The sequence below is a fragment of the Clostridia bacterium genome (assembly GCA_026414765.1).
Classification (GTDB): Bacteria; Bacillota; Clostridia; order Acetivibrionales; family DSM-27016; genus SKW86.
The window spans coordinates 63,014-76,068 of sequence record JAOAIJ010000012.1; the positions used below are offsets into that span (position 1 = coordinate 63,014).

General features: G+C 38.4%; 12 protein-coding genes. 11 read left to right on the forward strand and 1 reads right to left on the reverse strand.

The annotated features are described in order from the left end of the window. Nucleotides 1-58: 58 nt before the first annotated feature. The 6 genes from N3I35_03170 (at nucleotide 59) to N3I35_03195 (ending at nucleotide 6,128) form a co-directional block, all read left to right on the forward strand. Nucleotides 59-406, forward strand: a complete 348-nt coding sequence (locus N3I35_03170; GenBank protein MCX8129084.1) for a hypothetical protein — start codon at nucleotides 59-61, stop codon at nucleotides 404-406. 171 nt (nucleotides 407-577) lie between these two features. Continuing rightward, nucleotides 578-2,074: a S41 family peptidase gene (locus tag N3I35_03175; protein MCX8129085.1), complete on the forward strand. Its 1,497-nt coding sequence runs from the start codon at nucleotides 578-580 to the stop codon at nucleotides 2,072-2,074. A gap of 72 nt (nucleotides 2,075-2,146) precedes the next feature. Further along, nucleotides 2,147-2,386, forward strand: a complete 240-nt coding sequence (locus tag N3I35_03180) for a pilus assembly protein TadG-related protein (GenBank protein MCX8129086.1) — start codon at nucleotides 2,147-2,149, stop codon at nucleotides 2,384-2,386. Between the two features lie 373 nt (nucleotides 2,387-2,759). Next, the gene (locus N3I35_03185) at nucleotides 2,760-4,370 is read left to right on the forward strand and encodes a CTP synthase (GenBank protein ID MCX8129087.1); all 1,611 of its coding nucleotides are present in this window, start codon (nucleotides 2,760-2,762) and stop codon (nucleotides 4,368-4,370) included. A 173-nt stretch (nucleotides 4,371-4,543) separates the two neighbouring features. Continuing rightward, complete coding sequence (spoIIR, locus tag N3I35_03190) at nucleotides 4,544-5,257, forward strand: stage II sporulation protein R (GenBank protein ID MCX8129088.1); 714 nt, start codon at nucleotides 4,544-4,546, stop codon at nucleotides 5,255-5,257. A gap of 172 nt (nucleotides 5,258-5,429) precedes the next feature. After that, nucleotides 5,430-6,128, forward strand: a complete 699-nt coding sequence (locus N3I35_03195; protein ID MCX8129089.1) for an MgtC/SapB family protein — start codon at nucleotides 5,430-5,432, stop codon at nucleotides 6,126-6,128. A gap of 57 nt (nucleotides 6,129-6,185) precedes the next feature. Here N3I35_03195 and N3I35_03200 read toward each other — a convergent pair whose 3' ends face one another. Next, nucleotides 6,186-7,040, reverse strand: coding sequence for an N-acetylmuramoyl-L-alanine amidase (locus N3I35_03200; GenBank protein ID MCX8129090.1), 855 nt, complete (start codon nucleotides 7,038-7,040; stop codon nucleotides 6,186-6,188). Between the two features lie 317 nt (nucleotides 7,041-7,357). Between N3I35_03200 and N3I35_03205 the strand changes: the two genes are divergently transcribed. The 5 genes from N3I35_03205 to N3I35_03225 all read left to right on the forward strand — a co-directional run bounded on the left by N3I35_03205 (nucleotide 7,358) and on the right by N3I35_03225 (nucleotide 13,054). After that, nucleotides 7,358-10,069, forward strand: a complete 2,712-nt coding sequence (locus N3I35_03205) for a calcium-translocating P-type ATPase, SERCA-type (GenBank protein MCX8129091.1) — start codon at nucleotides 7,358-7,360, stop codon at nucleotides 10,067-10,069. Nucleotides 10,070-10,234: 165 nt separating this feature from the next. Further along, the gene (locus tag N3I35_03210) at nucleotides 10,235-10,534 is read left to right on the forward strand and encodes a hypothetical protein (protein MCX8129092.1); all 300 of its coding nucleotides are present in this window, start codon (nucleotides 10,235-10,237) and stop codon (nucleotides 10,532-10,534) included. A 166-nt stretch (nucleotides 10,535-10,700) separates the two neighbouring features. Then, entirely contained in the window at nucleotides 10,701-11,144 is a 444-nt protein-coding gene (locus N3I35_03215; protein MCX8129093.1) for a VanZ family protein, read from the forward strand. Nucleotides 11,145-11,400: 256 nt separating this feature from the next. Beyond that, nucleotides 11,401-12,348 carry an ABC transporter ATP-binding protein gene (locus N3I35_03220; GenBank protein MCX8129094.1) on the forward strand — a complete coding sequence of 316 codons (948 nt, stop codon included), beginning with the start codon at nucleotides 11,401-11,403 and terminating at the stop codon, nucleotides 12,346-12,348. 1 nt (nucleotide 12,349) lies between these two features. Further along, nucleotides 12,350-13,054 carry an ABC transporter permease gene (locus tag N3I35_03225; GenBank protein MCX8129095.1) on the forward strand — a complete coding sequence of 235 codons (705 nt, stop codon included), beginning with the start codon at nucleotides 12,350-12,352 and terminating at the stop codon, nucleotides 13,052-13,054. The last annotated feature ends 1 nt before the right edge of the window (nucleotide 13,055 follow it).

Here is a 13,055-nt window from a genome sequence, read left to right on the forward strand (position 1 = left end):
CCGGTTTTGTTCCAAGAGTACATAAACTCGCTTTACTCAAGCACAAGGGGTGATATATTTGTTATTTATTATAATTGCTGGTGTAATACTTATTGGATATGCTTTTCTGATTTTTAGGAGGTCACAGGAGCCAAAGGAATATTCAAAAATTGTTCTAATCGGCTTAATTATTTCAGTAATATCAACTATTGCTCTATCCAATAATTACATTGTGAACTTAATAACGCCACCTGTAAATGATGGAATTGCTATTACAAATAATCTTGCATACTGGATTATTGGGGAAGGCAATTGGACGAAAGACTTATTCAAAAAGGCTTATGATACTTCTACTGCAATTTCATTTGTACTACTTGTATTATACGCAGTAATGCTATTCCTAGAAAAGAAGAAGATTGTTAAGTAAAAATTATTAGTACTATAGGGCTGTTACAAAACTAAACTCACACAGTTGATTTTGCAGCAGCCCCTTAATTTTGTAACATATTTTTAAAGGTACAGATAACATTATGTGTTAGAATTATTGTATGTTTGCTAAAATTTTGATAATTATCTGATATCCAAAGGGGATCATTTTATGAAAAACAAGTTCAGAAGGTCGTTTATAGCAGTATTCATCATTATATGCATATTATTGTCACAGTCGGTTTTCGCAGAAAGCGACTCATCGTCTGCCACTGATAGAGATGTGGAGTATCTGAAAAGTATTATGGATATGATTAAAGAGAAATACAGGGGGGAAATAACTGATGATCAACTGATAGAGGGTGCATTGAAGGGAATGTTTGGCACCATGGACCAGTATACCCAGTATATGACCAATGATGAAGCGGAAAGCTTTTATACAGGTCTGGAAGGCAGCTTTTTCGGATTAGGTATAGTGATGAAAGTCAGTGGCAAGTATATAATGGTTGAAAAGGTTTTTCCTGGTTCTCCGGCGGAAAAGGCAGGAATCTTTCCGGGGGACAGGATTGTATCCGTGAATGGCAAAAGTATCATAGGAGCTACTACCAAAGAGACTGCCGAACTAATAAAAGGGCCTGCAGGTAAAAAGGTAATACTTCAGGTACAAAGAGGGCTGAAAAACAAAGCTGTAAAAATTCAGGCGACAGTCGGTCAGGTAAATATAAGTCCCGTTGAATATGAAATCAGGAACGGTATAGCGTATATCCAGCTTTCATCCTTTGGAATAAATGCCGATAATGCCATGACAGAAGTGTTGGATAAAATAGATAAGGCAAAAGTAACAAAGGTAGTATTGGATTTGAGAAACAATCCGGGAGGATATGTTGATGTTGCTGTTGCCATAGCCAGGAAATTCGTGCCCAAAGGATTGATAACAAAGCTGGATTACAAGTCTGAAGGATATTCGGATATAGAGTATAATTCTTATCTTGAAAAAACGAAATATAAGCTGGCGGTTTTGGTGAACGGCGGCAGTGCCAGTGCCTCCGAGATATTTGCAGGAGCTGTGCAGGATACAAAAGCAGGTACTTTGATAGGAACCAAAACCTTTGGTAAGGCAAAAGTCCAGAATCTGATACCTATTTTGACACCTGAAGCATTCGAGAAGTATGAAGCTGAATTGGGGGTCAAACTGGTGGATGTATATCAGCTTGTAAACGAGTATGGGATTACACCTTTAGAGGATGAGATAATAGGGTATTCAAAAATCACTACGGGTGTATATACAACACCTAAGGGCAGGATGATCGACCTCAAGGGACTGACCCCTGATATTACTGTTCCTGACCCGGCGCCGTCAAAGGGGATCTATATTGGTAGCGTACAGAAGCTGAAAATGGCTAAAACTCCGGGATTAAACGAATCAAGTGTTGATGTTTTTTACGCGGAGACCATACTTAACCTTCTGGGTTATAATGTTGATGAGGCGGATTCCATACTTGACAAAAAAACCTGTGAGGCTATAAGGAAGTTCCAGAAGTCCAAGGGTGGAAAGCCTTCCGACAGACTTGATACGGCTACTCAGAAATGGCTTAACGCAGAGCTTGATAAGCTACGGTCAAGTCTGGATAAACAGTATGGGAAAGCAGTAGAGGTTTTGAATAAGTAGGTATGTACCGTAAAGGCAGTTAAAAGGCTGCCTTTATTTTTGTAAAGGTAAAATGCAAGCATTGATGTAATAATAGGTTTTGCATCTGTTGCTGTTGATGTGGGGATTGTGGCAAGTGAAAAAAGCAGGATTTCAAATACAGCAGAGTTAGCAGCGCTGGCAGGGGCTTGGGAATTATCGCTCAATCCGGGAAATGCAGTCGGAGTGGCGGATGAATATTTGGCAAAGAATGGGTTAGACCCCGGGAGGTATTTTTTTGCCAGGGTTTTAGGATATAATAAAGGAGAAATAAAAGCAAAAGCCGGTGTGTAAACTATGCCTGTTACAAGTATTAAAACATTAACACAGGGGGAATTGAGCGATGCACAGACTGATTATAGCTTAAGGGGAATAAGGCTTATAGGCTGACCTCAATTGCCGGCTTAACAAAAAATACAACTAAATTAATTGCTTTTTCTATTGACACCGAAATGTGTCGAATATAAAATAAAAGGTGTGTTTTTAAATAGTGATTTTATTTATATCTTATAGTGAAGTCATTCTAAAATTATTTAGTACTTACTTTGTTAAATATAATAGGCTTATGTGTTTTTAACTAGTAAGCTGCAAGCAGCTTAGCTGTATACAGCTATGGCCGTTTCTTTATTAAGGAAATGGCTGAATCTATTTTAGGAGGATAAAATAAATGCCTGTCAAGTACATATTCGTAACCGGAGGGGTTGTTTCCGGTTTAGGGAAAGGAATTACTGCTGCATCCCTTGGGCGACTTTTGAAATCGAGAGGTTTACGTGTAACAATCCAGAAATTCGACCCATATATAAATGTAGACCCCGGAACAATGAGTCCGTATCAGCATGGAGAGGTTTTTGTCACTGATGACGGTGCAGAAACAGATTTGGACCTCGGTCATTACGAAAGGTTTATTGACGAAAATTTAAGCAAAAACAGCAATGTTACAACAGGGAAAATATACTGGTCAATAATCAGCAAGGAAAGAAAAGGGGATTTTCTAGGGGGTACTGTCCAGGTTATTCCTCATATAACAAACGAGATCAAAGACAGGATATATAGAGTAGGAAAATCAGATCACACCGACGTGGTTATAACAGAAATCGGAGGTACGGTAGGAGATATAGAAAGCCTACCGTTTTTAGAGGCAATAAGGCAGGTGGCAACAGAAGTAGGCAGAGATAATGTACTGTATATTCATGTTACACTGGTTCCTTTTCTGGGCAAATCCGGCGAGCTTAAGACAAAACCTACTCAGCACAGTGTAAAAGAGCTTAGGAGTATAGGTATACAACCTGATATTATAGTCTGTCGTACAGAAAAGCATCTCTCGAAAGATTTAAAGGACAAGATAGGGTTGTTCTGCAACATACCGGGTGAATGGGTAATTCAGAATATGGATGCAGAGATACTCTATGAAGTGCCTCTTATGCTAGAAAAAGAAGGTCTTGCGGGTATAGTCTGCAACAAGCTGCATCTTGAGTGCAATAACCCAGACCTTAGAGAATGGCAGGATATGGTAGAAAAACAGAAGAATCTTGCAGAAGTGGTTACCATAGCTCTGGTTGGAAAATATGTAGAGCTTCATGATGCATATCTCAGTATTGTAGAATCCCTGAAACACGGTGGCATAGCAAATAATGCGGATGTAAGGATCAAATGGGTCAATTCCGAGCATATAAGTGAGGAAAATGTTAAGAACTACTTGTATAAGGTAGATGGTATTCTTGTACCAGGAGGCTTCGGTGACAGAGGAATAGAAGGGAAGATTCTTGCTGCAAAATATGCACGTGAAAACAAAATACCTTATTTCGGAATATGCCTTGGCATGCAAATGGCTGTAATTGAATTTGCAAGAAATATAGTAGGTCTGAAGGGTGCAAACAGCTCAGAGTTTAACAGCGAAACCAAATATCCAGTGATTGATCTTATGCCTGAACAGAGGGATATAGATGAAAAAGGTGGAACAATGAGACTGGGGCTTTATCCATGTAAGATCAAAGAAAATTCCAAAGCGTTTGAGCTGTATCAGGATGAACTTATCTACGAAAGACACAGGCACAGGTATGAGTTCAACAATGAGTTCAGAGAAATATTAACGCAAAAAGGAATAGTGCTTTCAGGGTTGTCCCCGAGTGAGAAACTGGTAGAGATAGTTGAGCTGCCTGATCATCCGTGGTATGTGGGCGTACAGTTCCATCCGGAGTTCAAATCCAGGCCAAACAGACCGCATCCTTTGTTTAAAGGCTTCATTGGAGCAGCTTTAGAGAAAAATAAATGTAAATAAATTCATATTAGTAGAGAGGGTATATAAATATATACTCTCTTTTTTATTGAAAATATTTTATGTATAGTATAAATCCTCAAAAGTTTGATAATAATTATAACAATAGTATAAAGTTTTAAGATTAATATTTTTTGATACTACAGATAAAATGCGGATAATGTGGGGGATTTATTATGAGTAGGGTTTTGTTGCTGATAAAAGAATTCGGGAATAATCCAAGGAATAACATAAAGTTTAAGACCGGCGTAGCCTTAGTACTGGCTTTAATTATTATTACAGGACTTATTTTGAACACCTATTCAAATGAAGTAAATGAGGGGCTTGCAGATAACCTTATAAGGCTTCATGTTATAGCAAACAGCGATAGCGAAGCAGACCAGGCACTAAAGAGAGATGTGCGGGATGTCATAGTGAAATATATGGAAGATAAGCTAAAAGGTTCTAAAGATATTGAACAAACAAAGTTTATTATAAATAGCAATATGACAGAAATAAACGAGCTGGCAAGCAGCGAAATACAGAGACAGGGTAAGGATTATAGTGTAAAAACGATGCTTGGGTGCTATCCTTTTCCAACAAAGGTATATGGCGACATAACCCTCCCGGCAGGGAATTATCAGGCATTGAGAGTAGTAATAGGAAAAGGTGAAGGAGCAAACTGGTGGTGTGTGTTATTCCCTCCATTATGCTTTGTTGATGCAACTCACGGCACAGTATCGGAATCAGTGAAGCAGGATCTTAAAAATGTACTGACTGAGGAAGAATATAATATTATCACATCAGTAGATGATGAAGAGGATATTCCTATAAAAGTAAAATTCAAAATAGTAGAATTTTTCCAGGATTCCAAATTGAAAATTTCAAGCTTTCTAAGCAAGATATTTTGATAAAATGAACAGGTAAAATGCCTGTTCTATTTGTTTTTGCAGCAAATACTGTTATACTATATGTAAAGATTAAACATTAAATGAGGAGAAACAGGGCTTAACCATCTGCTCATTTCCTATCATACTTTACCAACTGAAGTATATTTTAATATATACTAGCGAGGTGCTGATTATGGCTTTTTCTGATTTATTTACCATCGAGCCGCTTAGTTTTCATTTAAATCTGATATTTAAGCTTGTACTTTCATGTGTTTTAGGCGGAATCATAGGCTATGAAAGAGAGCATACCAACAGGCCGGCAGGTTTTAGAACCCATATTCTGGTGTGCGTAGGCTCTGCATTGGTAATGGTAACATCAGAGTATATTTTCAGATCATATCATAACCAGACAAATATCGATCCGGCTCGTCTTGGGGCACAGGTAATCAGTGGAATCGGATTTCTTGGTGCGGGTACAATAATACGTGAGGGGTTTAGTGTCAAAGGACTGACAACCGCAGCAAGTCTTTGGGCTGTATCATGCGTTGGAATTGCGGCAGGTATAGGTTTTTATGAGGGGGCGGTTATTGCTACAGTACTGATTTATATTACTCTGATCATGCTTAAAAAGATGGAAGACAGCTTCTCGAAAAACAGCGCATATAGGGCAATACATATACAATCAATGGACAAGCCGGGGCAGATTGCTGCTATAAGCAGCATATTTGATAAAAATGGAATACCCGTAAAAAGGATAGAATTCATAAACGAAGAAAATGAAAAAAATCTCTCAATAAAAATCCTTGCAAAAATTCCCTCCAAGCTTGGCAGTAAGAATGTTATTAGTGACCTGCACAGTGTGGAAGGTATATATAAAGTATATGAAGAATAGGGTGTTAACAGCCGCTATATTCTGTACGGATATGCTGTTAAATATATCAGGCTCAGTTTAACGGGACAGATTTTGTTTATCTGCCACGTAAATATCATTACCTGTGTTTGAAGGAAATCTCTCTTCACCCTCAGGCAAACTGTCCTGTGGAAATTGATCTTCCCGGCTACTAGCGTTAATATCGTGGATACTCTTGAGATAATCCTTGATACCATACTTTATGTACTTAACCAGTTTTGACTGATTACCCTCGTTCATAAGCAATAACTTCTCTTTAGGATTTGATATGAATCCTGTCTCAACAATTACACCGGGTATATTGGAATTGACAAGAATATAGTAATCAGACCTTACTGCATTATGTCTGACACTAACACCTAAGGCTTTTTTGATGTATTCATTGAGACTATCTTGCATACAACCGGCAAGCAGTTCTGTTGACGGAATTTTCGCAGAATAAAGTATAATAGGACCAATGGCTTTTTTATTTGACGAACGGTTTACATGCAAACTTATAAAAATATCATATTTGCCGCTGTTGAACTGACTGACACGGGAAATCAGATCTCTTTTATGCCTGCTGGTGCTTGAATTGTTTCTATCATCAAGGGAATAGTCGCCGTCCCTTGTCAGCTCTACTATTGCATTTTCTGAAACCAATTCTTCCTTAAGCTTTTGTGCTATATTAAGGTTAATGTCCTTTTCAAAAAAGACTGAATAATCCGTTGTACCCCCATCAACTCCACCATGCCCCGGATCTATGATAATAATTTTGTTTTCCAGCAATTTATCGTTATAGTTGGCAAAAATTACTGCATTCACAATAATGACTACTATAACTATCACTGTAAGTAAAATCAGTATTTTCCTACCATTACGCGATACCAATACCAGAATTTTTTTATTATACAATAAAATCACCGTAAGACAAAGCTTCTTAAGCTATTATATTAGTCCAAACTCCGGTTTAGAACGGATTGAAAGCACTGCTTGCTGTAAAATCCTGTAAAGCATACTTATGTATATATTCAGTCAGGCAAGTATGACAACCTGTTATAATTCTATAAAAATTGAATAGTTATATAAGGGATGAATTGCAATTCTGTAGTTTGCTTCAGAATCAGTTGCCAAAAACGGACAGGATTACCTGAGACCCGGTAATGCCTGACAGGCATGACAGGGCTTATGTGGTCCGGAATCTATAGGAGTGGAAAAAGGAGCGATGTACATTGGGTGTCATTGAGAGTGCGTTGAAAAGTACTAGCCAAAAGCAAAAAAAATATGCTGGTCTAACTGAAAAGGAGGCGCGGCAGAAATACGAGAAATACGGGCCTAATACACTTTCTGAAAAAAAGAAAATTTCTGCTTTTAAGATTTTCTTTGAGCAGTTCAGTGATTTTATGGTTATAATTCTGTTGGCTTGTACGGTTATCTCAGCTTTTATGGGAGAAATGACCGAAGCTATTACCATAATAGCTATAGTTGTAGTAAATGCTGTTTTAGGCTTTGTACAGGAATACAAGACCGAAAAAACTATGGAAGCATTAAAAGGGCTGGCAGCGCCTACTGCAAGGGTTATAAGAGACGGCGAACTTCTAGATATTCCTGCTGAGCAGATTGTACCGGGAGATTTAGTAGTACTTGAGACAGGAGACAGGGTACCTGCTGATGCTACATTGATAGAAGCGAACAGTTTGCAGCTCGATGAGGCGCTTCTTACAGGGGAATCTTTGCCTGTAGAAAAGCATGTTGGTGCATCTGCAAAAAGAAATGACACAGAAAGCGATAAAGGAAGCTCAGTATATATGGGCACTATAGTTACAAGTGGAAGGGGAAAGGCAATAGTCAATGCTACAGGGATGTTCACAGAGATGGGGAGAATTGCTGATCTTATACAGAATATAGAGGATGAGCAGACTCCCTTGCAAAGAAGGCTTGACAGCCTTGGAAAATTCATAGTATACGGTTGTTTGTTAATATGTGCAATTGTTTCTGTTACCGGGATTTTGAGAGGACTTGAATTGTTCACAATGCTGCTGTCCGGAATAAGTCTTGCGGTGGCCGCAGTTCCTGAGGGCCTGCCTGCTATTGTAACTATTGCACTGGCTTTAGGGGTTCAGAGGATGTTGAAAAGGAATGCACTTATCAGAAAGCTCCCGGCTGTTGAAACATTAGGTTGTGCAAGTGTTATCTGCTCAGATAAGACAGGGACTCTTACGGAAAACAAAATGACTGTAAGAAAAATTTATGTTGCTGAAAGCATGGTAGAAGTCAAAGGGAGCGGCTTTAACTTTGATGGAAGTTTTACTGTGAACGGAAAAGAGATCAATCCGCAAAAATCAAATGCCCTGAAACTTGCCTTGGAGATAGGAGCTGTATGTAATAATGCCAAACTTTTAAAAACAAACGTCAGAGATGGGGGAGCTTTCACTAAGCTGAAATCAATAGTTTCAAGGAGTGAGAGATGGGAAACAAATGGTGACCCGACTGAAGGAGCTCTTCTTGTGGCGGCAGGGAAAGCAGGCTTAACTGTCGATGCCCTTGAAAGTATTTACTTCAGAGTAGATGAAATTCCTTTTGATTCTGATAGAAAATATATGACAGTGATTTGCAATAAGAATAAAGAGACTTTTGCCTTTACAAAAGGTGCTCCTGATGTAATTATAGAAAAATGCACCAAAATGATGACAGCAAATGGGATAATTGAGCTAAACCCAATATTAAGAAGGAGTATTTTGAAGGTTAATGACAGTATGGCGGGTGAAGCTTTAAGGGTATTGGGAGTAGCATACAGGAGGTTGGATTACGGAAGTTACAAACAGAGCGGTGCAGATCGGGATCTAATATTTGTAGGGCTTGTGGGAATGATTGATCCTCCAAGGAAAGAAGTAATAGAAGCAGTCCAAAAGTGCAAAATGGCAGGTATAAAACCTGTTATGATTACAGGGGACCATAAGATAACTGCAACTGCCATAGCAAAGGAATTGCGTATTTATTCCGACGGGGATAAAGTACTTACAGGTGCTGAGCTGGAACAGCTAGATGAAAACAGGCTTGGAAAATTGGCGGAGGAAGTATCGGTATACGCGAGGGTTTCACCAAAACATAAATTAATGATTGTCAAAGCCTTAAAAAAGCTGGGACATATTGTTGCCATGACAGGTGACGGGGTTAATGATGCTCCGGCGGTTAAGGAAGCGGATATAGGTGTTTCCATGGGCATAACAGGAACAGATGTTACAAAGGAAGCTTCTTCGATGATACTTATGGATGATAATTTTGCAACTATAGTGGCAGCGATTGAGGAAGGAAGAGTGATTTACAATAATATAAGGAAATTTATCAGGTATATGCTGGCATGTAATATAGGTGAGGTTTTGACCATGTTTCTCGGTATGCTGATTGGACTGCCTTTGCCCCTCCTGCCTATCCAGATACTGTGGGTGAACCTGGTGACTGACGGCTTGCCTGCTATTGCTCTTGGGCTGGATCCGCCTGAGAAAGATATAATGATGAGACCGCCAAGGGGGGCAAAGGAGCATATTTTCTCTAATGGACTTCTGAACCTCATATTGCTCAGGGGGATTGTCATCGGACTGAGTACTCTCGCTGTTTTCATGAGCATCATGTATTTTACTGCAGATATAGAAACAGCAAGAACCGGAGCATTTCTTACACTTGTTATGACCCAGTTGATACATGTATTTGAATGCAAATCCGAAAGAAAGAGTATTTTTGAAATACCATTGTTTAACAATATAGCACTTGTATTATCCGTGATAATATCTCTCATAATGATATTGGGTGTAATTTACATACCCTTTCTGCAGGGGGTATTCAAGACTGTAGGACTCTCCCTCAATGAGTGGATCCTGGTAATGGGTTTCTCACTGGTGGGACCTGTTGTATCCAGTTTTTTCAGAGATAAAAGACTGAGATAGGGGAGTTTAAAAGGGATCTGCCTGGCAGGTCCCTTTTATCTATGCGTCATAATACAGTTTAGATCAAGATTATGGAGGAATTTAGCAGTATACGGAGAATTTATTATCCAGAGGAGTGAACTGTTTTTCGAGGATGGAAATATTAATGATAGGGGGTATACTGCCATGTCAGGAAATCTTGCATTTCTAATTATTACGGTAGTTGGACTTTTTTCGGTATCAACTACAATAATTCTCGGTTTATTTGCCAAAAGGAAGATATACAAGTATCTGCCTGCTGCCTTTATATGCTTGTCGGCAATTGTATTCTGTATTGTTATGACTATACTTTTTTATAGCAATTATATAGGTATAGTTTATATAGTAGTATTGATGAGTACAGCTCCGGGGATTTTTCTGTCTCTGGTAACAGCGTTTTTATTTGACCTGTCAAAATATATTATGAGCAGGAAGAAGGTATCTTGAGATTGTATACAGGAAGGTTTTTAAAATTAGCAGTCCTGATCAGAAGGGAATAGTATGTGAATAAAGGAAAATATAAACTTACCAAATAGTAAACAATCAACTAGCATAATACGTTATAATAAGAAGGCTTATATGCTATAATAAATAAAAACTTATGGAGACTATTATGAAAAAAAAGCTGGTATGGTGGTTCTTGGTCATATTGTGGTGCAGCATGATTTTTTATCAGTCGGGAAAACCTGCTGTTCAGTCTGCTCAGGAAAGCGGGTATATTACACTATGGTTGAATAGATTTTTTACAGGTGTTTTTGGGGAAGGCAGTCTGGCAGTAAAAGACGGCTTTATAAGAAAATCTGCACATTTTTTTGAATACATGGTATTAGGCTGTCTTTTTTTTAATGCATTGAAAAGTTATAAAAGACTCGGACAAACCCTAGCGCTATCAATGGTTTTTTCTGTAGCATATGCCATAAGCGACGAGATTCATCAGTTTTTTGTACCTGGGCGTGCTATGAGGATTTTTGACATAGGGGTGGATTCTCTTGGCATTGCACTGGGGACAATACTTCTGTATTTTTACAGCCGCAAGCGGCTCAAAGACGTTGTTTGAGTGTTATAGGCGGTATAAATTAATCACGCTTGAAATGCAGTACAAAAACCTATATAATTGACTGTGCTATATTGTTACAAATTGTTCATAATTTATTAAAATCTATTTATCATAATGGTTATGCGGTACTTGTATTTTGAACTATGACTTGTATTCTGCCGGATTTCCGGTAGAAGCTTTTGTATGGCGGAGTATAAGGTTTTCATTATGGTGTTGGATATCTTCGAAAGTTCAACAAAAAGCAGGGGGGAAGAGGATGATAGAGATACAAAATTTGACTAAGAATTATGGTCAAATCAAGGCTGTAAACAATATAAATTTTACAGTCGAAAAAGGTGAGATTCTTGGCTTTCTAGGTCCCAATGGTGCAGGAAAATCTACGACTATGAACATGATTACAGGGTTTATGCCTTCCAGTTCAGGTACTGTAAAGGTATGTGGCTATGATATCATGGAAAATCCTAAGGAAGTAAAAAAACGTATAGGGTATTTACCTGAACATCCACCTCTTTATGTGGATATGACTGTTAAGGATTATCTGAATTTCGTATGTGATTTGAAAATGGTTGACAAAAAACTGAAGAGGAATCAGCTAAACGACATAATGGAGTTGACTAAAATCACCCATGTAAAGGACAGGCTTATCAAAAACCTTTCAAAGGGTTACAAGCAGAGGGTGGGTCTGGCGCAGTCACTTGTCGGAAGTCCTGAAGTTCTTATATTGGACGAGCCTACAGTAGGTCTCGATCCAAAACAGATTATAGAAATAAGGAAGCTTATAAAAGCTCTCGGCAAGGAACACACAATTATACTAAGTTCACACATACTTCCTGAAGTAAGTGCGGTTTGTGAGCGTGTAGTTATTATAAATAAAGGACAGATTGTTGCAATAGACACTCCTGAGAATCTTTCAAAAGGATTTGGGTCAGCTTCAAAGCTTTCAGTTACAGTTGCAGGTCCTAAGAGTTCAGTTGAGGGCTATATTAGGGAAATCTATGGTGTTAAGTATGTAGAAGCACATATTGAAAAGGAAAAGGATGTTGTCAGCTATGTTGTAGAGTCGGATAAGGAGCTTGATATAAGGCGCCCACTGTTCTTTGCAATGGCTAAAGCCGGCTATCCTATTATTGAATTGAAATCGATGGATATGACACTTGAGGATATATTCCTGCAGTTAACGACTGAAGAAAAGGAGGTTGGATAATATGCTGGCCATATTTAAAAGAGAAGTTAAAGCGTATTTTTATTCACCTGTAGCTTATGTTCTGGCAGGTTTCTTCATACTGCTGTCTTCCATATTCTTTTTATCAAATCTTGGTGCGCAGATGGCAGATTTCAACTGGAACCTCTCAAATATGACGGTACTGTTATTGTTTATTATACCGATTTTAACCATGAGAATTCTTGCAGAAGATAGAAAGAACGGTACTGAAGTACTTTTAGTAACTTCACCTTCCAGTCTGACAGGTATAGTAGTCGGGAAGTATCTTGCAAGTTTGGTTGTATTTTTGGCAATGGTGGGTTTGACTTTTATATATCAGATAATATTGTTTTCTTTTGGGAAGCCTGATGTGCCCCCTTTGATAGGAGGATATATCGGTTTTATACTCCTTGGTGCAGCTATGGTTGCGGTAGGTGTCTTTGCATCTTCTCTGACTGAAAACCAGGTAATATCTGCTGTGGTAGGCTTTGTAAGTTTATTGATAATGTGGCTTGTTGATGGTGTTGCAAGCTTTGTCGGGGGTATACCGGCTAAGATCCTAAGCTGGTTCTCAATTCTGTCAAGATTTGATGATTTCAGCAAGGGCATCCTGAAACTAAGTCCTATAGTATACTATATAAGCTTTATAGCCGTATTTTTGTTTTTGACTATAAGAATAATAGATAAAAGACGCTGGAGTCAGGGGTGAT